The sequence below is a fragment of the Paenibacillus terreus genome, assembly GCF_042138595.1.
GTDB lineage: Bacteria > Bacillota > Bacilli > Paenibacillales > Paenibacillaceae > Paenibacillus > Paenibacillus terreus.
In genome coordinates this window covers 33,069-57,376 of record NZ_JBHIRX010000014.1, presented here as the reverse complement: position 1 = coordinate 57,376, position 24,308 = coordinate 33,069, and the positions used below count along the sequence as shown (strand labels likewise).

Sequence of the window (24,308 nt, the reverse complement as noted above, 5' to 3'; positions counted from 1 at the left end):
TCACTCCAAACCGTTAATCTGCAAGCCCTGCGATCTGCCGAAAACGGCCGTATGCCTCTTCCCACGCTTCTCTGTTGGCTGGTTCATACACCTTGACCGGGAAAGATTCACGGATCACCTTCCGTGCCTCCCAAATATCCGAGAATACTCCCTGTGCGATCCATTGCACCGCCAAATTGCCGATGGCACTTCCTTCCGCCGGCCCGGCCCATACCGGTTTGCCGATGGAATCCGCCGTCCATTGACAGAGCAGCGCATTCTGAATGCCGCCGCCCACCATATGAAGACCGTTAAAGCGCTGATTGGACAGCTTCTCCGTCAGCTCCAACACATAGCGGTATTTCAATGCAAGACTTTCAAAAATACAGCGTGCGAGCTCGCCCGGTCCGTCCGGCAGACCTTGCCCTGTTGTCCGGCAGTATTGCCGGATGCGTGACCTCATATCGCCTGCATGCAAAAACAATTCATCATCAGGATCAATGAAGGCGGCAAAAGCAGGGGCTTTTTCTGCTAATTGGACTATTTCGGTAAAGGAGTATGCAAGTCCTTCCCGCTCCCATTCTCTTTTTAGTTCCTGAATGATCCAGAGGCCCATAATGTTTTTCAGTAAACGGAACCTGCGTCCTACACCGCCTTCATTGGTAAAATTAAACCGCAGCGTCTCTTCGTTGATTACAGGACGGTCCACCTCTGTTCCCATCAGGGACCAGGTGCCGCAGCTCAGATAAGCAAATGAGCGTTCAAGCGCAGGTACGGCGGCAACGGCGGAGGCTGTATCATGCTCGGCAGCCGTCCAAACAGGAATGGCCTCAATCCCGAGGTCTGTCATGACAGAGGAGCGGATTCTCCCCGCTTCTGTCCCGGGGTCCGCCACTCGCCCGAACCAGGAGTCGGATATTCCGATACGATTGATAAGCTCCCAATCCCAGTCTCCCGCCAGCGGATTATACAGCTGCGTGCTGGTGGCATTCGAGAACTCATTCAGCATTTCTCCGGTCAGGAAATAGCGCAGCAGATCAGGGATCATGAGAAAACGATCCGCCTCTCTCAATAAAGGCGATCCCGCCTGTTTCATGGCCGCCAGCTGATATATCGTATTAAAGGACAGAAACTGGATACCCGTTCTTTCGAAAATATATTGCTTCGGGACTGACTGGAACATGCTCTCCATGACCCCATGTGTGTGCCAGTCCCGGTAATGATAAGGATTGCCCAGCAGCTCCCCGTCTCTGCCGATCAGCCCGAAATCCACCGCCCAGGAGTCGATGGCAAGGCTTTGCGGCTGCACCCCCATATGCTTCGTCTTCAGGAGCCCCTGTTTGATTTCATGATATAGCCGTAAAATGTCCCACTGCAGCCGTTCTCCGACTTTGACCGGGTCATTGGCAAAACGGTGAACCTCCTCCACCTCGATCCGCGATCCGGTCAGACGGCCGAGCAGCGCCCTGCCGCTGCTCGCCCCCAGGTCGTAGGCCAGAATGTTCACCAGCTTGCACCGCCTTTGCCTCTGGCCAGAATGTCGTTCGGATAACTGCTCGAGAGATAAGCCTTCATCGGATCAACCGGCAGTCCCTGTTCCTCACGCACCGCCTGCAGCAGCGGTGTTACGTCAAATTCAAATGCTTTGCGCACGGCATCCTCCGCGCCCAGCACATCCCCCCGGCCAGCCGCATCGGCCACCTCGTCATGGTTGATCAGCAGCGCCTTGGCATACTGGGTCTGCACATTCAGCACGGAGCGAATCATGGCCGGTATTTTCTGCTCGATATTATGCGATTGGTCGATCATATAGGCAATGCCGTCCACTGTGTTACGTATAGCCGCATCCTCATCATTCGCCGCATTCAGGATCTGATAGAAGATCAGAAACAGCTCATAAGGATTCACTGAGCCAACGATCAGATCATCGTCCGCATACTTATAGCTGTTGAAATGGAAGCCCCCCAGCCGCTGCTCGTCAATCAGATAAGCGACGATGTGCTCAATATTGGCTCCGGGCAGATGGTGCCCGGTGTCCACCAGCACCGCAGCCTGCGGACCCAGCTTGACAGCATAATTGTAAGCCATGCCCCAGTCCGCAATGTCTGTATGATAAAATGCAGGCTCAAACGCCTTATATTCGATCAGCATACGCATTTCGGGTGTAAGCGCTTTATACATTTCGCCGAGCGCTTCCAGCATCCAGCGTTTGCGGCGGCGGATGTCCCCCTGTCCCGGATAATTCGTGCCGTCCGCAAACCACAGGCTCAAATCCTTCGAGCCCGTCTCCTTGGCGATATCCACACATTCCAGCAAATGACCGATCGCTTTGCGGCGAATCGCCTCGTCGCTATTGGTCACGCTTCCCAGCATATAATCATCGTCCTGGAACAGATTCGGGTTCACCGCCCCGATACGCAGGCCAAGGCTTTCCGCGTGACTGCGCAGCTTGCCGTAGTCCTCCACCTTATCCCATGGAATATGGATGGCTACCGAGGGGCATAACCCGGTGACCTTGTGCACCTCTGCGGCATCCTCCAGCTTCTCGAACGGACTTCTCGGCACCCCTGTTTTTTGAAAAACCTTAAAGCGTGTACCGGAATCCCCGTACCCCCAGGAAGGGGTCTCAATCTTAAGCTCCTTCAACCGGGCCTTCACATCTTCAAGACGGATACCTCGTGCCTGCTGCTGCTCTACAAATAAGGCGTAAGCTTTGTCACTCATACCGAATCCTCCTGAATTTTCGTAATATTAAATCAGCTGTCCGGCGGTTTCAGCAACCGAAGCGCGTCAACCGCCGGTGCAAGGATGTATTTGCGCCTTTCACCCGTGACTGCTCAGCGGGTAAACGCCGCCGGCACGCCGCCGTCGATAGTCAGCATACAGCCGGTTGTCTTCTCCGCCCTGGATGAGGCAAAGAAAGCAATGCCCTCCGCGATATCGCGCGGATAAATATTGACCAGGAGCGTCGTCCGCTTCCGGTAGTACTCTTCAAGCTGGTCAGGCTCAATGCCGTAGGCTGCTGCCCGTTCATTGCGCCAATTGGAATTCCAGATTGCGGAGCCCTGCAGGATGGCATCCGGAAGAATCGTATTGACCCGGATTCCATACTCCCCGCCTTCCGCCGCGATACAGCGGGCCAGGTGCGCCTCCAGCGCTTTGACGGAGCTGTAAGCCGTTGCGTTTTTGCCTGCATAGACGGAGTTTTTGGAGCCTACGAACACCATGCTTCCACCCAGCGCCTGCTCCTTCATCAGCTTGAACGCTTCTCGTGCCACCAGGAAATAACCTGTGCCCAACACGTTGATATTGAGATTCCATTCTTTTAATGAGGTCTCATCAAACGGGCTTGAGGTTGCCAGCCCCGCATTGTTGACGATAATATCCACCCCGCCATACGCAAGCGAGGCTGCTGCGTACGCTGCCTTTACCTGCTCCTCATCCGTGACGTCCATCTTAACAGCGAGTGCTCTCATTTCCCCGTACTTGGTGTTAATGTCAGCCGCCACCTTCTCGGCTCCCTCCAGATTGAGGTCGGCCAGCACGACATGCGCACCTTCCTCGACAAGCCGGCGTGCGGTCTCACTGCCAATACCTCCGGCGCCGCCGGTAATAAAAGCGACTTTACGGGAAAATTCCGCTTCCGCAGGAGCCAGGGACAGCTTATACAGCTCAAGCGGCCAGTATTCCACATTGTAGGATTCATTTTCGCTTAAGGAAACGAAGCTTCCCAGGACAGTTGCACCGCGCATGACCGCGATGGCTCTGTGATACAAAGCGCCGCTGACTTTGGAGTTGACCCGGCTTTTGCCCGTGTTGATCATGCCAAGCCCCGGTATGAGAATGACGCGCGGAGCGGCTTCGAACATGACGTCACCTTCATTTTTGTTGCGTTCAAAATAAGCTTTATACTGTTCTTTATATGCCGCAATGCCTTCAACCAGCAGCTTTTTTAGTCCTTCTATATCTGCGGCGTCCGGCGTCCAGTGGATATACAGAGGCACCACCTTGGTATGTACAAGATGATCCGGACAGGCCGCACCGACCAGGGAAAGCTCTGCCGCATCACGACTGCAGACAAACTGCAGCACATCCTCTTCATCGTCAAAGGTAAGAATCATTTTCTTCTCGTCACCGACTGCTCCGCGAACGGACGGCAAAATCTGCCCGGCAATGCGTCTGCGGTCCTCGGCTGACAATACCGCATGCTGTCTGCCGCCAAACAGCTTTTCTTCATCAACACGCCCTTCGATATAGCTCTCGGCTTCGTTAATGATCTGAATTGTCTTGGCATAACACGCTTCCGAGGTGTCTCCCCAGGTTACGAGCCCGTGCTTCTCCATTAATACCAGCTCAGCCTTCGGGTTATCCAGCACACCCTGGGCGATCATTTTGGACAGTGTAAAACCTGGTCTTACATACGGCACCCATACAAACCGGTCTCCGAATATTTCCGTGGCAACCTCGCGGCCATTATCCGCGCAGCAAATGCTTATAATCGCGTCCGGATGCGTATGATCCACATGCTTGAACGGAAGAAAGGCATGCAGCAGCGTCTCGATCGAAGCGCGCGGATGCTTGGCGTCCACCATGCAGTTAGCAAGGTAAGCAACCATCTCTTCGTCAGACATTTCATCCCGCTCAAACAAGGGACGGATATCCTCCATGCGCAGACCTGTAAAATTGTTTGCTTTCATGGTGGCCAAATCGGAGCCGCTTCCCTTGACATACATCACTTCAACTTCTCGGCCGCGGAAATCGCGGATAACTGTTTTGCTGGATGTATTGCCCCCGCCCCAGTTGCATACCCGGCGGTCCGTGCCGATCAGGTTGGAACGGTATACCAGCTGCTCCAGCCCCTCCGGAATTTCGTATGCTTTAGATGAGTCCCATAAGCTCTGTACCATGATTATACCTCCGAATATCTGTTTTGTAATCGTTATCAAGCATTTGATATGACTATAACATCTTTGTTTACTTTTGAAAATAGAAAATAACAAAATAATTCAAAAATAAATAAAGAGAGTTCTCAATAAAAATAACTCCTATCGATTATCGCAATTGTGAAAATATTCTTTATGTGGTGTTTTATTTTTGGAATATGATGTAGAGAAGTTAGTCCATTTGAAAAAAATCCCTCTTGGATCAAGGGTGTGATTATGGAATGATGTTATATTGAGCTTGGTTTGAATCCAGAAAATACCGGATGAATTAAGTTAAAGGAGACCAATGTGATTATCGAAGTGCTGAAGTATTTACCCGATTGGAATGTGCCAAGAGAGCAGCGCTTAGACTGGCTTTTAAAATACGAAATCCCGGAAAATAAACAGTTTTTCAAAGCCGTCACAGAGAATGGGGATATTAAAGAGCTCCGTCTGCGTTTAGGTATTCTTTTGAAAGAAAGCGGTGAGTTTATTGGATAGTGTTGTTCCGGAATAAAAGATGAACTGCCCCCTCCTAACAGAGAAATCATGTTCGCCTTGTCCAACCAGCATATAAATAAAGGTTTTACAACACAGGCAGCTCAAGGTCTGACTAATTATTTGTTTGAAAAAACCAACATTGATGTGCTTAATGCAGTAGCGAAAAAGAGAAACACAGGTTCAAACAGAGTTATTCAAAAATCCGGCTTTCATTTTGTTTTCTTGCGATTAAAGAATGCTTCAGTTCTGATTGAAAATAAAAAGCAAAGCTGCAGAAATGCCGTGACCGGCAGTACAGCAGCTTTGCTGGCAGTAACATTTTTCCGTTTTATTTCGTGAACAGCTTTTCGGCGTCATCCAGCGCCATGCGATGGCCGAGCGAGGAATAATCAAGCCATTTTTGTCCGTCCAGAATGTAGACGTGGTTATTTTTGACCGCCTTGAGCGTTTTCCACACCGGGTTTTTCTCAAGCTCTTCAAATTTTGTTTTCGCTTCTTCACCCTTGCTGATGATGACAAAAATGGCGTCCGCATCATAATCAGGCAGCACTTCCTGCGAAATCACCTGGTAAGGCTCGTCCGTGATTTGTTTTACTTGATCGGGAGGAGTCAATTTAAGATCGTCGTACATAATAGGGCCTACCGGACGCTTCATGCCCATTACGCGCAGCTCCTTCGCTGTCATCCGGATCGCCATCACCTTGGCGTCTGCCCCAAGCTCGCTGTGGATCAGCTGGCTTACCTCTTGCGCTTTCTTGTCATACTCCTCGATAAAAGCTTTCGCTTCCGCTTCCTTCCCTACAATCTTCGCAATCCGGTTCAGGTGATCTCGCCATGTGCCTGAGTCCATATCAATGCTGATGGTAGGAGCGATTTTTTCATAGTCGGCCAGATCTTTGCCGCCAAATTCTTTATCCACATAGATGACGTCAGGCTTGAGCGCCAGCACGGACTCCATATCAGGATCTGAAGCGACTCCCAGCTTGGCGGTGCCCTGCAGCATGTCCGCCACATGCGGCAAGAAATCCTTCACATCTCCGCCAACGACAGAACCGGCTGGCTTAATGCCGAGCGCAAGCAAATTATTCGTAATATGGATGGAAAGAGAAGCAATAACGGCGTCTGCAGAATGAGTTTCCGTCTCCGTTCCGGCAGCGGCGTTTGAGCCTGCAGCATCGCCATTGCTGGGGCTTTGCGACTGCGCTGATTGGCCGCAGGCGGACAGCATCAGGATTAAAGTCAGACCGAGAAAGGTCAGCAGCATTTTTTTCATGTCTTTGAGTTCCTCCGGTATTATGATTTGGTCATAAGAAGTAAATATAAGAAATAAGGCCCGCCGATGGCAGCTACGACGACTCCGGCCGGAACGGCGTTTGGTGTGAAGATGGAACGTCCCACCGTATCGGCGGTAACCAGAATAACAAGCCCTGTCAAGGCGGAAGCAGGCAGGAAATGGGCATGCCGCGGTCCGGCGAGCCGTCTGGCGATGTGAGGGGCGATCAGCCCGATAAAGCCAATGCTTCCCGTCATCGCCACGCTGGCACACGAAACGGCAACCGCCATCATCAGCAGCACGATACGGCTCCGATTGACACGGCTGCCTATTCCTGATGCCAATTCATCCCCCAGTGTGAACAGATCAAGCGTTCGCGACCGTGCGTAACAGAGCGGGACCAGAATTGCGATCCAAGGGAGCAGCGCCAATACATGAACCCAGTCTCTCCCCCATACGCTGCCCGCCAGCCAGCGTGCAGTGAATGAATAGGTATCCTCGTCCAGTCTTAAGGACAGGAACAAGGTAACAGCGCTAATCCCTGCCTCGATGGCTATTCCTACGAGGAGCAGCCGTATCGGGACCAGGCCCTTGAACCGGTCGTAGGCCAGCAGCATGATCACCACGGCCGTCAGCATGCCGGCTGCAAAGGTGAACAGCGGAATCAGCAATGTGACGGGGCCTTCCATCGTCCTGAAGAAGGAAACAAATACAATCAGGCCAAATGCGGCTCCCGCATTTAGCCCCAGAATGCCCGGGTCTGCCAGCGAGTTGCGCGAGATCCCCTGCAGCACTGCTCCAGCCGTGCCCAGACCGATCCCGGCCAGCATTGTAACGAGAATGCGCGGCAGCCTGTACTCGAACAGAACCAGCTGATCTGTCTCTGTCCCTCCGCCAAACAACACGTGAAAGACTTCCATTGGAGCAATCCGGATCGTGCCCGTGTTCAAGCTGATGATGATGACAATCAAAGCAGCCAGCAGAAGGATGAGGCACACGGCTACCGCCCTGAAGGTTCTTCTTTTTTCCACCTGCCTCATCTACAGCTCCCTCCTTTCCTGCCGGGCCAGATACAGGAAGAAAGGAACGCCGACAACGGCGACCATGGCGCCAATGGCAAATTCTCTCGGCGGATTGACCATACGTGACGCAAAATCGGCCCAGATGAGCAGGATCGCCCCCCATATTCCCGACATCGGCACCAGTAATCTGTAATCTACACCGACAAACCGGCGCACCATATGAGGCACGACAAGTCCAATGAAGCTGATCGAGCCTACAACAGATACAGAAGCCCCTGCCAGAACAATAACTGCCGCCAAGGCCATAAACCTCACCCTGCCGGTTTTAACGCCCAAATTGGCAGCTGTCTCCTCGCCCAGTGACAGAAAGTTGACCTGCCTGCTGATCGTACAGGAAAACAGCAGAGTTAGAGCAACTAGCGGAACAAGGATGCGAAGATGCTCCCATCTGACACCGGCGACTCCTCCTGCATACCAAAAAGCCAAATCCTGGCTCAGATCAAAATAGATCGCAATACCTGTGCTCAAGGAATGAAGCATTGCGGCAACGACAGAGCCGGCAATTGTCAGCCTCAAAGAAGTAAGCCCGCCCTTCGTTGATAAAGCGAGCAGCATAATAAACAGCGTGCTGAGCGCTGCGCCCGCAAAGGATATGCCCATCAGCGCGGAGTAAGATATACCCGGAGCCAGCGCAAAGCTGATCGCAACGGCACAAGCCGCGCCAGCGTTGATGCCCAGTACCCCCGTGTCTGCCAACGGATTCCGTGTCACTCCCTGCATCAGCGCACCGGCAGTCGCAAAGGCCGCACCCGTGATTGCAGCTCCGAGGACGCGCGGAAGCCGCAGATCATGAATAACGGTATGAAGTGTTATCGAGGGATCATAAAAAAACACAGCCGACCACACCGCAGCCAAATCCGCTTCCTTGGCCCCGAATGATACGGCGGCCAGTATGGTGATCGCCAATACTGCGCAGGAGAATAAAAACCATAAGAGGGTTATGTAAAATTTGCTCCGGATCATTGGTTATGCAAGCCAGCCCTCCTACGTTAATATTGATAATCATTATCATTTGACGATTATAAATATTACACTATATTAAACAACTTAACAATCATTTTTTTGCAATTTAATGAAGAGAAAGCAATTTTAAATTTTAATATTTTAGGCATATACCTATAAACTATTAGGAGCAAGCCGACGAAAAATAGAATATAAGGAGGTTTCAAATTGTATGAATGATGAAATAAAAAAAGCTTTGGAGAAACCGCAGGCTGTAATCGTCAAACTGCTTGATGGAAGCATCCTGCTGGGGTGGCCCAAACTTTTGCCGGACGCTTCAGCTTTCAATCTGTATGATGATAAAAACGTGCATACCGTATCCGTAAGAGATGTCGAGAAAGTCACAAGAGTGATTGTCTAGAGGTATTCCGGGAATTCCGTTAATGCTGAAGCCACCAAATCAGCCCGATAAGGGCACACCAGAGCACCAGGCTAATGCATAACCCCCAGAACAAGCCTTTAAACAGCTTCATGTACACCAGGCAACCTTTCCTAAGCTTTCCGTTATTATAACATGCATCTTTCCCCAAAATACCATTAGCGCATAACAATAAATAAAACAGCACATATCGTTACGGAATGCTCGGCTAATTGTAAGCTTGATGCTTTTGGAACACAGAGCGGGCGGTATCGTTTCTCGCTCCCGCAGTCTATTTTCATCATCATACCGCCCTTCTGAAGCTGTCGTTGCATGCTGCGGGCATCCTGTTCAGGAATGCCCTTATCCAACCTTCCGCGCTTGCAGCACCAATATTTTTTCACCTTTTCTATTCCCATCCCTTTTTACAGCGAAACAAGCAGAGATGCAAGGCTTAAGATCCGGCATACCTTCCAGTTGGAAATGAAAAACATCACAAAAATCAATTTTATTGATGAAAAATTCCCGAAAACGATGTATAATTATTTACATAATAATTCGGCTGGAAGGTGAAGACATATGACAACCATTACAAGAGTGCAGGAATTAAAATCTTTGCTTCCATGTGAACATCAAGGCATTTCTCATTATGTCGAGCATGCCCTGGAATCCATTGATCAATTTGTTGAGCAGCACCGTCTGTTCGTAGCTTCTCAGGCACTGTACGGAGAAAAAATCAACGGCCAGGAAGAAGCTCTGTTCCGCGAGACGATCAATGATATTAAAAAACAGCTGGTGTTGACACTGGAAAGAACAGTCGAAGATTTTATGCATAAAGGCGACAAGCACTGGACCAACCATTTCAAGGATGGCGTAGAGTAATATACAAGAAAAAGCCCTGGCATATACGCCACGGGCTTTATTTTTTACCTTAATACAGTATGCTTATTTTTTCTACTTGGTTGCACTGACTTTAACAGCAGCGGTTACATACTTCCCGCTGTAGGAAGCTTTTACCGTGGAACTTCCCTTGGCAATCGCTCGAACATTACCGCCGTTTACCGTAGCGACGCCCGTTTTGCTTGAAGTCCAAGCGGCCGCATCGGTTACATTTTTGCTGCTCCCATTATCATACTTTGCCGTCACCGTCAGCCTCTGGCTTGCTCCGGGAGCAAGATTCACTTTCTTGCTGCTGATGATCAGCTTCTCCAGCTTGGTGGACACAGTTACCTGAATCTGCACGCTCTTATCCTGGTATGTCCCCGTCAGGGTGGCGGTACCAAAGCCGACAGCCTTGATCGTAGAGCCTTTTATAGTCGCTACCCCTGCGTTGGACGTCGTCCACTTCATGCTTTGGGTCAGATTGGCTGATGAACCGTCTGTAAATACGCCGGTCACTTTAATTCCCTTGCTCTTCTTCAGATTCAGCTCCACATTGGCCGAACTGGACGAGAGGCTCTGAATGACAGGCTCTACTTTTACGGAAGCCTTCACGTATTTCCCCATATACATTGCCTTGACCGTTGCAGTCCCCTTGCTAACCGCTTTGATCTTGCCGTCCTTAACGGTTACTTTCGCGTTGGAAGCGACCCATGATACTTCATTGCTGATATCCTTGGAGGACCCGTTGGCAAGCTGGGCCTTGACGGTCGGCAGAGAAGCTTCCTGCCCTGCAGTCAGCGTATATTTGGCTTGTGAAACCGTAAGCTTGGTTACTTTATACTGCACGGTCACCGGGATTTGCAGCTGCTTTCCGCCTGCGGAAGCGGTCAGATTTGTTGTTCCCGGAGCAGCAGCGACCAGCTTGCCGTTCTCCAGCTTGGCCACAGATGTGTTGCCGACTGACCAGGTAACGTCAGAAGTCACACTCCGTTTGGAGCCGTCCGCAAAATAAGCGGAGATGCTTGGAAGGGACGCTTTGCTGCCCATAGTGATCGGCAAGCTGGTTTTGCTGGCCACAAGACGGTCGATGGTTGGCAGCACGGTTACCTTAACACTTTTGCTGTATCCATTGTAGGATACTTTAATCGTTGACTTGCCGGCTGCCTTTGGGGTGATAACCCCTTCATTTACCGACAGTACAAGCGGGTCGGAGCTGCTCCATTCCGCCTTATTCGTTACATCCGTTTTCGCTCCGGTAAGGGAGACGTCCGTCGCTTTCAGTTTTTGCGAGGATCCGCCCAGGAACATGGACAGGCTCCCCGTTTCACTTAATAAAAGCGCCTGGGATGATGAACGCACATACACTGTAATCCGGGTGCTGAGCCCCTCTGCACGGGCTGATATGTATGCCACACCTTTAGCAACAGGCTTAACCAGACCGTTTTCCACCGTTGCCACCGATGTTTCGGATGAGCTCCAGCTTACTCCTGAAGGAGTTTCCGTCTTGCCTGATGCAAGCACGCCCGTTACCTTCAATTGTTCCCCTTGACCGCCAGTCAGCAGATTAATTTTACCGGAAGGCTCCAATGTCAGCTTTGTATAGCGGGCTTTGACCTTAATGTTGAGCGCCAGGGTTTCACTGTTCCAATACACGGTGATTCTGGCCGTTCCTTCGGAAAGCGGTGTAACCAGTCCATTCACCACCTTGGCAACCCCGCTGTTGCTGGACGTCCATTCAGCCTCTGCGGTAACATCCGTCTTGTTAGCCGAATTGTCGACGGCCGCTATTTTCAGCTGAACCGCCTCTCCCCCTGCAATCCATTCATCCGGCACCTGACTGCTCCACTCCAATGCCGCCGTATCCGTTCCCGCCGCGCGGACAACCCCCGCCGGATAGACGGTCAGAAACAGCAGCAGTGCAGCGAGTAAATAGGCACATCGCCTGCCTGCAGCTTCCATGCACTTCTCTCCTTTTCATCTTTCACTGATTTAGGATAAAAATCCCAATACTTATTATCGGAAGGAAGCATGCTTTTTTGAAGACTTTTATTAAAATTAGGGTTAAATTACCATTAAAATTTCATAATTGAGCATATTTTCAACAACCGCGTAAAGAGCGGACTACGAATGTATAGTCTTTCTTGCTTAATTTTCGTCCGTCAGTCATTATGACAAAATCCCGGTCATGGCTCCGGACGCTCGAATTATAAGCAATGAGCCGTTCTCCCTGCCAGACAGTGACGGCGGATTGAAAATATACGGCATTGTCAAACTGCAGCATGTCTGTCATGATGTAGCCTACGGAATGCAGCTTCGCACGGGAACGGTTCCTGCTGTCTGTATGTAAGGGCTGTATGATGCTGATCCTCTCGAAAGGAATCGACTGCATTCCGGGGCCAAGGATCAGACTTTTGTCCGTATAATTCATTCGTTCCACGGTTCCCCGCACCTGCATCATTCCATCATTCTCATAATGCACAATGACCTGACGTCCAATCCATTGTCGCATGCCGTCACCTCCGGATGTCAGCGATTCGGTATGGCCCAATCAATCGGCTGCATACCGTGTTCTGTCAAAAACGCATTCGTGCGTGAAAAAGGTCTGCTTCCAAAAAAGCCTCTGTGTGCGGCAAAAGGGCTGGGATGGCTCGATTCGATCACCAGATGCTTACTCTTGTCAATAAATGCGCCTTTCTTCTGCGCATGGCTTCCCCACAGGATAAAAACAGCAGGCTGAGACCGTTGGTTAAGCGCCTCGATGACCGCATCCGTAAACCGCTCCCACCCGATCCCCTGATGGGATTGCGGCTGGCCGCGCCGTACTGTCAGCACGTTGTTCAGCATCAGCACCCCTTCTTCCGCCCAATGCACCAAATAACCATGATTGGGAACCGACACTCCGAGATCACTGTGCAGCTCTTTATAAATATTTTGCAAAGACGGAGGCACTCTTACCCCCGGTCTGACGGAAAAACTTAATCCGTGGGCTTGTCCGGGCCCGTGATACGGGTCCTGCCCGAGAATGACGGCTTTCGTTCCGCTGTACGATGTCAGCTTGAGCGCCGAGAACAGATCCTCCTTGGGCGGATAGACCTCGTACTGTTTATATTCCCTCGCGAGCTTGTATCTTAAATCATTAAAATAAGGCTTCTCCACTTCCTCTTTGAGCGTTTCATCCCAGTCGTTTCCAAACACCCGTTTCCCCTCCCTGTTGAAAAAAATTCCCAATTTCTCCAAAGATGAAAATAGGCCGACTCCTTAATCCGGAGCCAGCCTATTTCTGTTAATTACTGTGTTAATGCCGAGGACCGGGCTCGAACCGGTACGGTAGTCACCTACCGCAGGATTTTAAGTCCTGTGCGTCTGCCAATTCCGCCACCCCGGCTTATCAACCGCTTTTTTCAGCGTTTCACGATCAGCAACATCCGAGGAACAATGCATTCGTTAGATGGATATTTACCTCGTGTGATCATAGACCTGTTCGTGAGGGTCACTAGGATATATTACGCTTTTTTTAGTGATTTGTAAAGAGTTATTTTGAAAAATTTTAATCAAGAGTAATATGGTGCGACAAATAACCCTAGAGAATGGGGAAAGAAGCAATTTCGTTTCGCATACGTCAACCTGGGCAGCTTATGAGCTGTCCTGTTTTTTTCAAAATTTATCTGTTTATCTGGATGGAGCCCTTAAAGTATGCGTACACTAAAAACGTCTTTCAAACTATACCGCAAGGGGTGTTACGAATGCGTGAAGGGTTGGTACCTGCCGTGCTTGGAACTGTCGTTACAGCTTCAGGAGCAGCTTTGCTGGGAAGCAGATACAAACTGGCCGCCAGCGGCATCCTGGGATTCGGACTCGCTCATCTGGTGCTTGGCACCATCGATTTGTTCGAACATCGGTAATCGTTTGAAAACACCCGGAGGATGAACCCATCCTCCGGTATTATTTCATTTTTTCAACTGTTGGTTCAAGAAGAAGAGGCAGGTTTACTCTTACATAATAAAACTTTTTTAAGATGAGGTGAATTTAAAATGACTGCAAACGAACCAAAAGGAGCATCCCAATCCAAATATGATCTGGAGAAGACAGAGCCTGGCTTTGATCGTCTGCCGGACATGGATCCGCACAGGCCCGCGGCCACCGATATGATTGATGAAGCGGTAGGCAAAGGAATGGACAAGCTCAGAGACGATTTTACCGGCAAAAACAACACCAAAGATGTTGAGGCTCAGCAGCGCTGATTCGTAAGTTATGTTACAGACGTACCTTCAGAGAAAACAGTGCTCGTTAACGCGTGTGGAGGTAGTTTTTCTTTCGATGAGATTTTTCTTGTGATTGAGAATTTTTTTCTTCACTTAACGAAGAAACTTATACTCCAAAAAAGCCGCTCAGCATTACAGCTTAGCGGCTTTCACCCTGATGGATACTCCGTATTATGTATAAAACAGCCTGACAGACTATTTGAATATCACCATAATCCAGCCGATAATCGAAATCCAGAGTATAATGCTAATGAGTGTTCCCCAAAGAATGCCGGTCGCAAATCTGCCCTCTCCTTGAGGGCGTGCCTCCTTCAGCCTTGCCAACAGCTTCAGTTCATTCCAGTTCATCAGAACCCCCTCCTTATGATCTATGTCGACATTTAAGGGGTAATTATGTAGAGCTTAAGTCACATTTTTAAAAATTATATTGCCAAATCAGATACCTCCGCAAATAAGGGGGACATGTACACCGGCCCAAAAACACGCTTAAGAATTTTTTTATTTCCAAAAAAAATTGCTTGACGGAACAATAGATAATATTGTATATTAATTAATGCCGCTGTTTACTTTACTCTGTAGTCGGTAAGTCATACTTAGGGCCCTTAGCTCAGTTGGTTAGAGCGGTCGGCTCATAACCGATTGGTCGGGGGTTCGAGTCCCTCAGGGCCCATATTTAGAGAAAAATCCTTGCATAATTTGCTGGGGTTTTTCTTTTTTTGTAAGAAAAACGTCTATCAATGTACTTTCACAGAAGACAGACCGCAATTCGCTTCTTTTCTTGTTTTTTCATGAAGCTTATGCCGGGAGGTTTTACCCGGAACCCCTGCTGCAGGGATTCCGGCTGCACATTGCTCTTCTTAAACCCTATAAAATGAATTTTACACCATAACGCCCTTTTTTCGATTGATACACTTCAACAGCTCTTGGATCGTGATAGCCATAAATCCAGCCGTCCTCCTCAAGCCGTTTGGCAAGGCATCCCGCCTGAAACTTGGTTGTATACAATTTTCCGAAATACACCCACCTCATGACTCTCCCTCTTTCCAGGTCAGTTTCCTGCTTTAGTGTGCCCTATTCGTGCTCATTTAGTCCATGGCAATCCGTAGGCAGCATAAAAAAGCCCGGCGGGTGCCGGGCTGGAATAGCATATAGTTTTATTGGCCGAAGGAAGAAGGATCCTGTCTCCAGGAACGGAGCAGTTCAAGCTCGCTTTCCTGGATGGTACCCTCACGGAGCGCAACCTCCATAAGAGCGGTATAGTTGGACAGGCTCTCCAGCTTGACGCCGGCCTCGGCAAAAGCCTGAGTCGCCTTATCCAGCTGGTAGCTGAAAATGGCCAGCACGGCCAGCGGTGCTGCGCCTGCCTGCTCCACCGCTTTTGCTGCCTTAATGGAGCTGCCGCCTGTGGAGATCAGGTCCTCGATGACGATGACCTTTTGTCCTTCTTTGATCAACCCTTCAATCTGATTCTCTTTGCCATGTCCCTTCGCTTTATCGCGCACGTAGGCCATGGGAAGATTCAGCTTTTGCGCTACCCAGGCCGCATGTGGAATACCAGCCGTAGCCGTCCCGGCAATGACTTCAGTCTCCGGATAACGATCACGGATCACCGTGGCGAAAGAGTCCGCAATAAGCTCACGCACCTCCGGGTAGCTCATCGTCAGCCGGTTATCGCAGTAAATCGGTGATTTGATGCCTGACGTCCAGGTGAAAGGCTGCTGCGGCCGCAAGGCCACCGCCTTGATGCGCAGCAGATGTGCTGCAATTTGCTCAGGGATTTGTGCCAATGATATCGTCATGCCTTCATCATCTCCTCAATAATTTGCTCGGCAGCCGTTCTTGGATCCGCTGCCCCTGTTATCGGGCGTCCTACTACAATATAGCTGCTGCCTCCCGCGATGGCCTGTTCCGGTGTCAAAATACGCGCCTGGTCGCCGACAGAGCTGCCGGCCGGACGAATCCCGGGCGTAACCGTCCGGAAATCCGGTCCGCAGGCGGCTCCGATGGCCTGCACTTCAAGTGGAGAAGCGACGACCCCGTGCAGCCCCGCTTCCTGTGCCAGTCGGGCATATCTTACAACCGCATCCTCCACAGAACCCGGTATGCCGAGTTCCTCATTCATCGTGCGCTGATCCGTGCTCGTCAATTGGGTCACGGCGATGATCTGCGGCAGCGACAAAGATGGATTTGCTTCCACAACCTCTTGAGCTCCTTCTCTGGCCGCACGCATCATGGCGGAACCACCGGCTGCGTGAACGTTAAACATGTCGACACCAAGTCGTGTAATGCTGCCGGCTCCACCGCGCACCGTATTTGGAATATCATGCATTTTCAAGTCAAGGAAAACAGAATATCCCTTATCTTTAAGCTCGCGTACAAAATCAGGACCAGCCGCATAAAAAAGCTGCATGCCCACCTTCATATAACAGGGAATGCCCTGCAGGCTTTCCACCAGCTTGCGCGCCTTGTCCGCATCCGGATAATCAAGAGCAACCATCAGGCGCTCAGCCATACTCTGCGGTAACGTCGTCACTACCTCACATCTCCCGTCCGTGATAAAGGACATCCTTCAGCATGGAGCTGTCAGATGTCCTTGCAAAATTTTTGATGATGCTGCCGAAGCTTAGCGGCTCAGTGCCGGCATGGCTTCCGAGGAGAAGTTCAGCGTCTCCAGCATGCCCAGCAGCGCGCGCACCGTATCCAGGGACGTCATGCACACGACACCGTTCTCTACCGCTTCACGGCGGATACGGAAGCCGTCCCGCTCAGGAGTTTTGCCTTTGGTCAGCGTATTGAATACGAAGTTGGCTTCGCCTGTGCGAATCAGATCCAGAATGTTTGGCGTACCCTCGCTCAGCTTGTTCACAATCGTTACCGGAATGCTGCCCTGCTCGAGTGCTGCCGCTGTGCCTCCGGTGGCAATGATTTTGTAGCCCAGCTTGTAAAAGCCGCGCAGCAGCTCTACCGCTTCCGCTTTATCCTTGTCGGATACGGTGGCGATAATCGCTCCTGTAGACGGGATTTTCATGCCGGCACCAACAAGGCCTTTATAGAGAGCCTTCGCATATTTCACATCTCGGCCCATCACTTCGCCGGTGGATTTCATTTCAGGTCCCAGCGTCGGTTCCACACGGCGCAGCTTCGCGAAGGAGAATACCGGCACCTTGACGGACACATGATCGCTTTCCGGCCAGAGCCCGTCTTCGTAGCCCATATCCTTCAGCTTCGCGCCAAGAATGGCCTGGGTTGCAATATTCGCCATCGGGATGTTGGTCACTTTGCTCAGGAACGGCACCGTCCGGGAAGAGCGCGGATTCACTTCGATAACGTATACTTCATCGTTATGGATAACAAACTGGATATTGACCAGTCCAACTGTTTTCAGTTCTTTGGCGATGCTGATAGTGATATCCACAATTTTTTGCTTCAGGCTTTCGTCCAGATGCTGTGGAGGATATACCGCGATCGAGTCGCCGGAGTGAACCCCCGCCCGCTCGACATGCTCCATGATGCCAGGAACGAGAACCGTTTCCCCGTCGCAGATGGCGTCCACTTCGACCTCTTTGCCAAGCATGTAACGGTCGATGAGCACCGGATGCTCCGGGTTGATTTTGACGGCTTCCTTCATGTAGCTAAGCAGCTCGTCATCCGAGTATACAATTTCCATCGCGCGTCCGCCGAGCACGTATGAAGGACGCACGAGCACCGGATAGCCCAATCCCTGCGCCGTTCCGACCGCTTCATCCACCGAAGTAACGGTGCTGCCCTGCGGCTGAGCGATACGGAGGCGGGACAGCAGCGCTTCGAACTTTTTACGGTCTTCCGCTTCATCAATGCTGGCCAGATCCGTACCAAGGATTTTTACCCCTGCAGCGCTCAGCGGTGCAGCCAGGTTGATGGCCGTTTGACCGCCAAACTGCACGATAACGCCGATCGGTTTTTCCTGTTCGATGACGTTCATGACATCCTCGAAGAAAAGCGGCTCGAAGTAGAGACGGTCGGACGTATTGAAATCTGTGGACACCGTCTCAGGGTTGTTGTTAATGATCACCGCTTCATAACCGGCTTTCTGAATGGCCCATACCGCGTGCACCGTCGAATAATCGAACTCGATACCCTGACCGATGCGGATTGGCCCGGAGCCCAAAACAACCACTTTCTCTTTGCGGGTCTCGGATACCTCGTTCTCTGTTTCGTAGGTCGAGTAATAATATGGTGTGGTTGCCTCGAATTCTGCCGCGCAGGTATCCACCATTTTATAGACAGGACGCAGATTATGGCTCAGACGGAATTCACGAACTTCCGCTTCTGTAGTACAACTTCCGCCAAGTTGGCGTGACGCGCGCACCTCCGCAATCGACTTGTCTGTAAAACCGAGACGCTTCGCTTGGTACAAGGTTTCATAAGTCAATTCAGCCTCTTCAGCCATACGGCTCTCGAAGCCGACGATGCCTTCAATCTTATCCAGGAACCACCAATCCACCTTCGTCAGATCCTGAATCTCCTGCTGGCTGTAACCGCGGCGGAATGCTTCGGCAATAAGGAATATGCGCTCATCATCCGCTTTAACGAGACGGCTTTTCAGCACCTCATCAGAGAGATCTTCGGCGCCTTTCAAATGGATGCGGTTCACGCCGATTTCGAGCGATCTTACGGCCTTGTGGATGGATTCCTCGAATGTCCGGCCGATGGCCATCACCTCGCCGGTGGCTTTCATTTGCGTGCCCAGCTTGCGGTTCGCCGACGTGAATTTATCGAACGGCCAGCGCGGAATTTTGCTTACGATGTAGTCCAGCGTTGGTTCAAAGCAGGCATAGGTCTGTCCCGTAACCGGGTTGACGATTTCGTCCAGCGTATAACCAAGCGCGATTTTGGCAGCCATTTTGGCGATCGGATAACCGGTTGCCTTGGAAGCCAGTGCCGACGAACGGCTGACGCGCGGATTGACTTCAATTACATAGTATTGATAGCTGTAAGGGTCCAGCGCGAACTGCACGTTGCAGCCGCCCTCAATGTTGAGCGCGCGGATAATTTTCAAGGATGCCGAGCGCAGCATTTGGTATTCACGGTCGGACAGCGTCTGGCTTGGTGCCACTACGATGCTGTCTCCGGTATGAACGCCTACCGGATCGAAGTTTTCCATATTACACACGACGATACAGTTGTCGTTGCTGTCGCGCATGACTTCGTATTCGACTTCCTTCATGCCAGCAATGCTTTTCTCGATCAGACATTGGTTGATCGGGCTGTAACGAAGGCCGGAGGCCACTGTTTCGCGCAGCTCTTCTTCCGTCGCGCAGATGCCGCCGCCTGTACCGCCAAGCGTGTAGGCAGGACGAACGATGATCGGATAGCCGATTTCTGCGGCAAAATCCAGCGCTTCCTGCATGGTGGTCACAATCGTGCTTTCAGGCACAGGCTGCTCCAGCTCACGCATAAGCTCACGGAACAGATCGCGGTCTTCCGCTTTTTCGATTGAGCTCAGCTGAGTGCCGAGCAGCTTCACGTTCTCGCTTTCCAGGACACCCGCTCTGGCCAGCTCCACCGCCATGTTCAGACCCGTTTGCCCTCCGAGGGTTGGCAGCAGGCCGTCCGGACGCTCCTGACGGATGATTTGTGTCACGAATTCCAGCGTAATCGGCTCGATGTACACTTTATCCGCCATGTTGGTGTCCGTCATGATGGTTGCCGGGTTGCTGTTAATCAGGATGACTTCCACGCCTTCTTCCTTGAGCGCCTGGCATGCCTGGGTTCCGGCATAATCAAATTCAGCCGCCTGGCCGATGACGATCGGTCCGGAACCGATCACCAGTATTTTCTTGAGGTCTTTATGCTTCGGCATATTAGCGGACTCCTTTCCCGGCAGCAGCGATGACGACTTGGCGCGGCTGCTTCGGATGGTTTTGTTTGTGCTCCCGGATCATCTCAAGGAAGCGGTCGAACAAGTAGCTGTTGTCTTGCGGACCCGGTGCGGCTTCCGGATGGTACTGCACCGAGAAGGCAGGATATTTCTTATGTTTGAGACCTTCAATGGTCTTATCGTTATTGTTGATATGGGTCACTTCCAGATCTGTACCATGCACGGACTCTTCGTTGACCGTGTAGCCGTGATTTTGCGATGTGATGAAGCAGCGCCCGCTTTCAAGCTCCTTCACGGGATGGTTGCCTCCGCGATGGCCGAATTTCAGCTTCTCGGTGTCTGCGCCGGAGGCCAGTGCGAACAGCTGATGACCGAGGCAGATGCCGAACATCGGATATTCGCCAAGCAGCTCGGCGATGGTTTTCACCGCATGGGGAACGTCTTTCGGGTCGCCGGGACCGTTCGAAAGCTGAATTCCGTCCGGATTGAGCCTGCGGATTTCGTCCGCCGTCGTATCATGCGGCACGATCACCACGTCGCAATCACGCTTGTTGAGCTCACGCAGAATGCCGCTCTTGGCGCCGTAGTCAATCAGCACGATCCGCTCTTTGCTTCCCGGGCTGTTGTAGACGTGGCGCGTGGAAGTCATCGGCACCTGATTGCGCAGCTCGGCGATGGTCGTATCGTTCATCATTTCCATCAGTTCTTCAACCGGTTTGGAGGAGGTTGTAAGAATGCCCTTCATCGTGCCATGATGACGGATGATACGGGTAAGCATGCGGGTATCGATATCGCTGATGCCGACGATGCCGTATTCCTTCAGCAGATCATCCACGCTGTACTGTGCGCGCCAGTTGCTTGGCACCGGCTCGTAACGGCGAACCGCAAAGCCATGCACGTAAGGGCGCACGGATTCAAAGTCGTCCCGCGTAATTCCGTAGTTTCCGATCAGCGGATACGTCATCGTGACAATCTGGCCGCAGTACGATGGATCTGTCAACACCTCTTGATAGCCTGTAATCCCTGTATTAAATACGACTTCACCCGTCTTTTCACCGTCCGCGCCGAATGCCTTGCCGGTGAACAGCGTACCGTCTTGAAGCAATAATCTTGCCTGCATCCCGTTCTCACTCCTCAAATGTTGTCTTTATAGATCAGATCAATGTGTTCGTTATTGTACATTTGCGCTCCACACGAGCCGCCCGTCCACCCAGGTCTTCACCGGCCAGCCCTTCAGCTTCCAGCCTGTGAAAGGAGTATTGCGGCCTTTGGACTCAAAGGTCTGCGGATCAACCACCTGCTCGCCTTCAAGGTCGATCATGGTGAGATCGGCAGACGCCCCCTCTTCCAGACGACCGGCATCCAGACCGAATACTCTTGCCGGGTCCGCAGTCATGCGCTTCACCAGAAAATCCAGTGTCCATGCTCCGGTGGCCACAAACCGGGTATACAGCAGCGGAAAGGCAGTTTCAAAACCTACGATGCCAAACGGTGCCAGCTGCATGCCTTTTGCCTTTTCCTCCTCACTGTGCGGTGCATGGTCCGTGACGATGATGTCAATCGTTCCGTCCTGCAGCGCTTCAATGCAGGCCTGCACATCCCGCGTCGAACGGAGGGGAGGATTCATTTTCCAGTTGGCATCCAGCCCAGGGATATCTTCCTCGGACAGCAGCAGATGGTGAGGGCAAACCTCAGCGGTGACGTTGATTCCGATCTCTTTTGCCTGACGGATCAGGCGGATGGATTGCTCCGTGCTGACATGGCAGACATGGTAATGCACGCCCGTCGCTTCAGCCAGCAGGATGTCCCTGCCGACATGAATGGCCTCCGATTCGTTCGGAATGCCTTTCAGTCCGTGGCGTCTGGCAAACTCGCCTTCGGCCACCGGCGCTCCTTCAACCAAGGTGTTGTCTTCGCAGTGCGCGATCACCGGCATTCCAAGAGCAGCCGCCTTGAACATGGCATCCTTCATCATCTGTGCGCTCTGCACGCCAACTCCGTCATCCGTAAAGCCGATAGCTCCAGCTTCTTTCAGCGCCTCAAAGTCTGTCAGCTCCCGTCCCAGTTCGCCTTTGGTGATAGCCGCATACGGCAGAACTTTGGCCAGCCCGGCTTCCGCTGCCTTATTCAGCACCAGCTGCACCGTTTCCGGATTGTCGGTCACCGGGCGTGTATTCGGCATGCAGGCAATCGTGGTGAACCCGCCTTTCACTGCTGATCTGCTGCCGGTTTCGATTGTCTCTTTATGTTCAAAGCCCGGCTCTCTGAGGTGAACGTGCATGTCAATCAGCCCTGGAATGACCAGCTTGCCCTGGGCGTCAATCGTTTCAACCTTTTGTTCATCCATCGGTGTACCGGATTCAACCAGAATGCTCAAACCGGCATCCGCATCCGCAACTGCTGCAATCTTGCCATCTATAATCAGGATGGATTTGCGCTCAAGCTCCCCCTGTTCGTTCAGTACGCTTGCATTTGTAATCAACTGAGCCATTTTGTTTTCCCCTCCGCTTCAGGTAATGTGCTTCCTCATCCGGCCTGCTTACAGCTTCATCGCCCGTTCCATAACCGCCATGCGGATGGGAACGCCGTTAGCCATCTGCGGGAAGATCCGCGACTGTCCGCTCTCCACGACTGCATCGTCAATCTCCACATTCCGGTTGACCGGTGCAGGATGCATGATAATCGTGCCCGGAGCCAGTCTGGAGGCTCTCTCCTCTGTAAGCCCGTATTGCTCACGGTAATTCTCCGCTGACTTCAGCATGCCTTCCGCGTGCCGCTCCAGCTGCACCCTCAGCATCATAACGACATCCGCCTGCAGGGCTTCTTCCATCGTTACATACGGAGCGTCCCCCGCCAGTTCCGGCGCCTGCATGTTCGGCGGGGCGCAGAAGCTCACCTGTGCTCCGAACTTTTGCAGAGCCCACAGATTCGAGCGCGCCACCCGGCTGTGCAGCACATCACCGATGATGGATACGCGCAGCCCTTTCAGTTCTCCGAACGATTTGCGCATCGTGTACAGATCGAGCAAGGCCTGTGTCGGATGCTCATTGTTGCCGTCACCCGCGTTCACAAGCGGCACATTAACCTTTTCCGCAAGCTGCTCCAGCACACCCGCCGGTTTGAGCCGGATGACCCCGGCATCAATGCCAATCGATTCGAGCGTTCTCACCGTATCGTAGATGGACTCTCCCTTGGCTACGCTGGATGCCGCTGCGGCAAAGTTAAGCACCTGTGCCCCGAGGCGCTTCTGAGCCATTTCGAAGGAGAAGCGTGTGCGTGTGCTGTTCTCGAAAAACATGTTGGCTGCAAAGCGGGACTGCAGGACAGGCACGAGCTTCTGCGGCTGGGATTCCCAGTAGGCCGCGCGATCGAGAATCGCTTCAATTTCGCTGCGGCTCAAATCTTTAAGCCCAAGCAGGCTGCGGTCCTTCAACTTGCTGGCTGCTGCTGTTGTCATGCCTGCTCACCCCGGTTCTGAATGATCGTCACTTCGTCCTTGCCGTCCGCTTCTTTCAAGGCGACCACGATTTCTTCCGTTTTCGAGGTGGGGATATTTTTACCTATATAGTCGGGGCGGATGGGCAGTTCCCGGTGTCCGCGGTCCGCCAGCACCGCAAGCTGAATCATCTGCGGCCGGCCGCAATCCATTAACGCATCCATGGCCGCACGGATCGTCCGTCCCGTATACAGCACATCGTCGAATAAAATGACCTTCTTGTCATGCACCGATACATCGGGGGGACTCATGGTCAGCTGCTTGCTGCAATCCGCGCTGGCGGAGCCGCTGCGGTCATCGCGATAAGGGGTTACGTCGAGCTCGCCCCATGGTATCGGCGTTCCTTCGATTTCTTCAATTTTGGCTGCCAGCCGCTTGGCCAGAAACACTCCGCGCGTGCGGATCCCTACCAGCACACAACCGTTGATGCCTTTGTTTTTCTCCAGAATTTCATGCGCTATCCGGGTCAAAGCGCGGCGGATCGCCAGCTCATCCATCAGTACATGCATTTCATTGCTGCTCATGCTTCCAGCCTCCTCAGGTTATGTCCCCTCCAGATCTGGTCCCGTGACGGATACAAAAAAGACTCCTTGCCCAGGTTGGCAAGGAGTCCTGATCGACAGTCTGCTGCTGTCGTCTGATCTCATTCGAACACACTGAGGGCATACCGCCGAAGCGGAAGCACTTCAGT

24 protein-coding genes and 2 tRNA genes are annotated in these 24,308 nt (G+C 51.9%); 7 read left to right on the top strand and 19 right to left on the bottom strand.

From position 1 onward, the window contains the following. Positions 1–13 precede the first annotated feature (13 nt). The 3 genes from ACE5KN_RS21850 to ACE5KN_RS21840 all read right to left on the bottom strand — a co-directional run bounded on the left by ACE5KN_RS21850 (position 14) and on the right by ACE5KN_RS21840 (position 4,886). Entirely contained in the window at positions 14–1,486 is a 1,473-nt protein-coding gene (locus ACE5KN_RS21850; protein WP_375524071.1) for a rhamnulokinase, read from the bottom strand. Beyond that, entirely contained in the window at positions 1,483–2,703 is a 1,221-nt protein-coding gene (gene rhaI, locus ACE5KN_RS21845) for an L-rhamnose isomerase (RefSeq protein ID WP_375524070.1), read from the bottom strand. Before rhaI ends, ACE5KN_RS21850 begins: the two co-directional genes overlap by 4 nt. 113 nt (positions 2,704–2,816) lie before the next feature. Further along, positions 2,817–4,886, bottom strand: a complete 2,070-nt coding sequence (locus ACE5KN_RS21840; protein ID WP_375524069.1) for a bifunctional aldolase/short-chain dehydrogenase — start codon at positions 4,884–4,886, stop codon at positions 2,817–2,819. A gap of 324 nt (positions 4,887–5,210) precedes the next feature. Here ACE5KN_RS21840 and ACE5KN_RS21835 point away from each other — a divergent pair, with 324 nt between their 5' ends. Both ACE5KN_RS21835 and ACE5KN_RS21830 read left to right on the top strand, forming a co-directional pair. Then, complete coding sequence (locus ACE5KN_RS21835) at positions 5,211–5,402, top strand: hypothetical protein (RefSeq protein ID WP_375524068.1); 192 nt, start codon at positions 5,211–5,213, stop codon at positions 5,400–5,402. Between the two features lie 12 nt (positions 5,403–5,414). After that, on the top strand, positions 5,415–5,741 hold the full coding sequence (locus ACE5KN_RS21830; protein WP_375524218.1) for a GNAT family N-acetyltransferase: 327 nt from the start codon (positions 5,415–5,417) through the stop codon (positions 5,739–5,741). Here ACE5KN_RS21830 and ACE5KN_RS21825 read toward each other — a convergent pair. Genes ACE5KN_RS21825 through ACE5KN_RS21815 form a run of 3 tightly spaced genes read right to left on the bottom strand, consistent with a single transcriptional unit; the run spans position 5,731 to position 8,720 of the window. Next, positions 5,731–6,675 (bottom strand): ABC transporter substrate-binding protein, encoded by a 945-nt coding sequence (locus ACE5KN_RS21825; protein WP_375524067.1) that lies wholly within the window; start codon positions 6,673–6,675, stop codon positions 5,731–5,733. The genes ACE5KN_RS21830 and ACE5KN_RS21825 overlap by 11 nt on opposite strands. Before the next feature lie 20 nt (positions 6,676–6,695). Beyond that, positions 6,696–7,715, bottom strand: a complete 1,020-nt coding sequence (locus ACE5KN_RS21820; RefSeq protein ID WP_375524066.1) for a FecCD family ABC transporter permease — start codon at positions 7,713–7,715, stop codon at positions 6,696–6,698. Continuing rightward, a complete protein-coding gene (locus ACE5KN_RS21815; RefSeq protein WP_375524065.1) occupies positions 7,716–8,720 on the bottom strand; it encodes a FecCD family ABC transporter permease in 1,005 nt (334 codons plus the stop codon). A gap of 211 nt (positions 8,721–8,931) precedes the next feature. On the opposite strand from ACE5KN_RS21815, the gene ACE5KN_RS21810 reads away from it, so the two are divergent. Both ACE5KN_RS21810 and ACE5KN_RS21805 read left to right on the top strand, forming a co-directional pair. Further along, positions 8,932–9,120 (top strand): hypothetical protein, encoded by a 189-nt coding sequence (locus tag ACE5KN_RS21810; RefSeq protein ID WP_375524064.1) that lies wholly within the window; start codon positions 8,932–8,934, stop codon positions 9,118–9,120. 576 nt (positions 9,121–9,696) lie between these two features. Then, positions 9,697–9,999, top strand: coding sequence for a hypothetical protein (locus ACE5KN_RS21805; protein WP_375524063.1), 303 nt, complete (start codon positions 9,697–9,699; stop codon positions 9,997–9,999). Between the two features lie 72 nt (positions 10,000–10,071). Here ACE5KN_RS21805 and ACE5KN_RS21800 read toward each other — a convergent pair whose 3' ends face one another. The 4 genes from ACE5KN_RS21800 to ACE5KN_RS21785 form a co-directional block, all read right to left on the bottom strand. Next, on the bottom strand, positions 10,072–11,958 hold the full coding sequence (locus ACE5KN_RS21800) for an Ig-like domain-containing protein (RefSeq protein WP_375524062.1): 1,887 nt from the start codon (positions 11,956–11,958) through the stop codon (positions 10,072–10,074). 139 nt (positions 11,959–12,097) lie between these two features. Then, the gene (locus tag ACE5KN_RS21795; protein WP_375524061.1) at positions 12,098–12,508 is read right to left on the bottom strand and encodes a hypothetical protein; all 411 of its coding nucleotides are present in this window, start codon (positions 12,506–12,508) and stop codon (positions 12,098–12,100) included. Positions 12,509–12,525: 17 nt separating this feature from the next. Further along, positions 12,526–13,194, bottom strand: coding sequence for a uracil-DNA glycosylase (locus ACE5KN_RS21790; RefSeq protein ID WP_375524060.1), 669 nt, complete (start codon positions 13,192–13,194; stop codon positions 12,526–12,528). A 104-nt stretch (positions 13,195–13,298) separates the two neighbouring features. Further along, positions 13,299–13,384, bottom strand: a tRNA-Leu gene (locus ACE5KN_RS21785). A gap of 358 nt (positions 13,385–13,742) precedes the next feature. On the opposite strand from ACE5KN_RS21785, the gene ACE5KN_RS21780 reads away from it, so the two are divergent. Next, the gene (locus ACE5KN_RS21780) at positions 13,743–13,901 is read left to right on the top strand and encodes an asparagine synthase (RefSeq protein WP_375524059.1); all 159 of its coding nucleotides are present in this window, start codon (positions 13,743–13,745) and stop codon (positions 13,899–13,901) included. A gap of 129 nt (positions 13,902–14,030) precedes the next feature. Further along, complete coding sequence (locus tag ACE5KN_RS21775) at positions 14,031–14,240, top strand: hypothetical protein (protein WP_375524058.1); 210 nt, start codon at positions 14,031–14,033, stop codon at positions 14,238–14,240. Positions 14,241–14,456: 216 nt separating this feature from the next. Here the strand turns inward: ACE5KN_RS21775 and ACE5KN_RS21770 are convergent, their stop codons facing one another. Then, entirely contained in the window at positions 14,457–14,609 is a 153-nt protein-coding gene (locus ACE5KN_RS21770) for a hypothetical protein (RefSeq protein WP_375524057.1), read from the bottom strand. 248 nt (positions 14,610–14,857) lie between these two features. Here ACE5KN_RS21770 and ACE5KN_RS21765 point away from each other — a divergent pair. Further along, positions 14,858–14,931: transfer RNA gene (locus ACE5KN_RS21765), tRNA-Ile, on the top strand. A 194-nt stretch (positions 14,932–15,125) separates the two neighbouring features. Here ACE5KN_RS21765 and ACE5KN_RS21760 read toward each other — a convergent pair. From ACE5KN_RS21760 to pyrR, 8 genes are all read right to left on the bottom strand, one after another. Beyond that, positions 15,126–15,290: a hypothetical protein gene (locus ACE5KN_RS21760; RefSeq protein ID WP_375353833.1), complete on the bottom strand. Its 165-nt coding sequence runs from the start codon at positions 15,288–15,290 to the stop codon at positions 15,126–15,128. Between the two features lie 125 nt (positions 15,291–15,415). Continuing rightward, positions 15,416–16,060 (bottom strand): orotate phosphoribosyltransferase, encoded by a 645-nt coding sequence (gene pyrE / locus ACE5KN_RS21755; protein WP_375524056.1) that lies wholly within the window; start codon positions 16,058–16,060, stop codon positions 15,416–15,418. Further along, a complete protein-coding gene (gene pyrF / locus ACE5KN_RS21750) occupies positions 16,057–16,773 on the bottom strand; it encodes an orotidine-5'-phosphate decarboxylase (protein WP_375524217.1) in 717 nt (238 codons plus the stop codon). The genes pyrE and pyrF overlap by 4 nt, the downstream gene beginning before the upstream one ends. A 111-nt stretch (positions 16,774–16,884) precedes the next feature. Further along, positions 16,885–20,103, bottom strand: a complete 3,219-nt coding sequence (gene carB / locus ACE5KN_RS21745; RefSeq protein WP_375524055.1) for a carbamoyl-phosphate synthase large subunit — start codon at positions 20,101–20,103, stop codon at positions 16,885–16,887. A 1-nt stretch (position 20,104) separates the two neighbouring features. Continuing rightward, complete coding sequence (gene carA / locus ACE5KN_RS21740; RefSeq protein WP_375524054.1) at positions 20,105–21,241, bottom strand: glutamine-hydrolyzing carbamoyl-phosphate synthase small subunit; 1,137 nt, start codon at positions 21,239–21,241, stop codon at positions 20,105–20,107. A gap of 51 nt (positions 21,242–21,292) precedes the next feature. Continuing rightward, the gene (gene pyrC, locus ACE5KN_RS21735) at positions 21,293–22,612 is read right to left on the bottom strand and encodes a dihydroorotase (RefSeq protein ID WP_375524053.1); all 1,320 of its coding nucleotides are present in this window, start codon (positions 22,610–22,612) and stop codon (positions 21,293–21,295) included. Positions 22,613–22,660: 48 nt separating this feature from the next. Then, entirely contained in the window at positions 22,661–23,578 is a 918-nt protein-coding gene (locus tag ACE5KN_RS21730; RefSeq protein WP_375524052.1) for an aspartate carbamoyltransferase catalytic subunit, read from the bottom strand. Then, the gene (gene pyrR / locus ACE5KN_RS21725) at positions 23,575–24,141 is read right to left on the bottom strand and encodes a bifunctional pyr operon transcriptional regulator/uracil phosphoribosyltransferase PyrR (protein ID WP_375524051.1); all 567 of its coding nucleotides are present in this window, start codon (positions 24,139–24,141) and stop codon (positions 23,575–23,577) included. Before pyrR ends, ACE5KN_RS21730 begins: the two co-directional genes overlap by 4 nt. Positions 24,142–24,308 lie beyond the last annotated feature (167 nt).

What these genes read in the sequence shown, in the direction of transcription:
- rhaI (WP_375524070.1), bottom strand. Translation starts at nt 2,703, where the DNA reads ATGAGTGACAAAGCTTACGCCTTATTTGTAGAGCAGCAGCAGGCACGA.
- ACE5KN_RS21840 (WP_375524069.1), bottom strand. Translation starts at nt 4,886, where the DNA reads ATGGTACAGAGCTTATGGGACTCATCTAAAGCATACGAAATTCCGGAG.
- ACE5KN_RS21825 (WP_375524067.1), bottom strand. Translation starts at nt 6,675, where the DNA reads ATGAAAAAAATGCTGCTGACCTTTCTCGGTCTGACTTTAATCCTGATG.
- ACE5KN_RS21820 (WP_375524066.1), bottom strand. Translation starts at nt 7,715, where the DNA reads ATGAGGCAGGTGGAAAAAAGAAGAACCTTCAGGGCGGTAGCCGTGTGC.
- ACE5KN_RS21815 (WP_375524065.1), bottom strand. Translation starts at nt 8,720, where the DNA reads ATGATCCGGAGCAAATTTTACATAACCCTCTTATGGTTTTTATTCTCC.
- ACE5KN_RS21810 (WP_375524064.1), top strand. Translation starts at nt 8,932, where the DNA reads ATGAATGATGAAATAAAAAAAGCTTTGGAGAAACCGCAGGCTGTAATC.
- ACE5KN_RS21805 (WP_375524063.1), top strand. Translation starts at nt 9,697, where the DNA reads ATGACAACCATTACAAGAGTGCAGGAATTAAAATCTTTGCTTCCATGT.
- ACE5KN_RS21800 (WP_375524062.1), bottom strand. Translation starts at nt 11,958, where the DNA reads ATGGAAGCTGCAGGCAGGCGATGTGCCTATTTACTCGCTGCACTGCTG.
- ACE5KN_RS21795 (WP_375524061.1), bottom strand. Translation starts at nt 12,508, where the DNA reads ATGCGACAATGGATTGGACGTCAGGTCATTGTGCATTATGAGAATGAT.
- ACE5KN_RS21780 (WP_375524059.1), top strand. Translation starts at nt 13,743, where the DNA reads ATGCGTGAAGGGTTGGTACCTGCCGTGCTTGGAACTGTCGTTACAGCT.
- ACE5KN_RS21775 (WP_375524058.1), top strand. Translation starts at nt 14,031, where the DNA reads ATGACTGCAAACGAACCAAAAGGAGCATCCCAATCCAAATATGATCTG.
- ACE5KN_RS21770 (WP_375524057.1), bottom strand. Translation starts at nt 14,609, where the DNA reads ATGAACTGGAATGAACTGAAGCTGTTGGCAAGGCTGAAGGAGGCACGC.
- ACE5KN_RS21760 (WP_375353833.1), bottom strand. Translation starts at nt 15,290, where the DNA reads ATGAGGTGGGTGTATTTCGGAAAATTGTATACAACCAAGTTTCAGGCG.
- pyrE (WP_375524056.1), bottom strand. Translation starts at nt 16,060, where the DNA reads ATGACGATATCATTGGCACAAATCCCTGAGCAAATTGCAGCACATCTG.
- pyrF (WP_375524217.1), bottom strand. Translation starts at nt 16,773, where the DNA reads ATGGCTGAGCGCCTGATGGTTGCTCTTGATTATCCGGATGCGGACAAG.
- carB (WP_375524055.1), bottom strand. Translation starts at nt 20,103, where the DNA reads ATGCCGAAGCATAAAGACCTCAAGAAAATACTGGTGATCGGTTCCGGA.
- carA (WP_375524054.1), bottom strand. Translation starts at nt 21,241, where the DNA reads ATGCAGGCAAGATTATTGCTTCAAGACGGTACGCTGTTCACCGGCAAG.
- pyrC (WP_375524053.1), bottom strand. Translation starts at nt 22,612, where the DNA reads ATGGCTCAGTTGATTACAAATGCAAGCGTACTGAACGAACAGGGGGAG.
- ACE5KN_RS21730 (WP_375524052.1), bottom strand. Translation starts at nt 23,578, where the DNA reads ATGACAACAGCAGCAGCCAGCAAGTTGAAGGACCGCAGCCTGCTTGGG.
- pyrR (WP_375524051.1), bottom strand. Translation starts at nt 24,141, where the DNA reads ATGAGCAGCAATGAAATGCATGTACTGATGGATGAGCTGGCGATCCGC.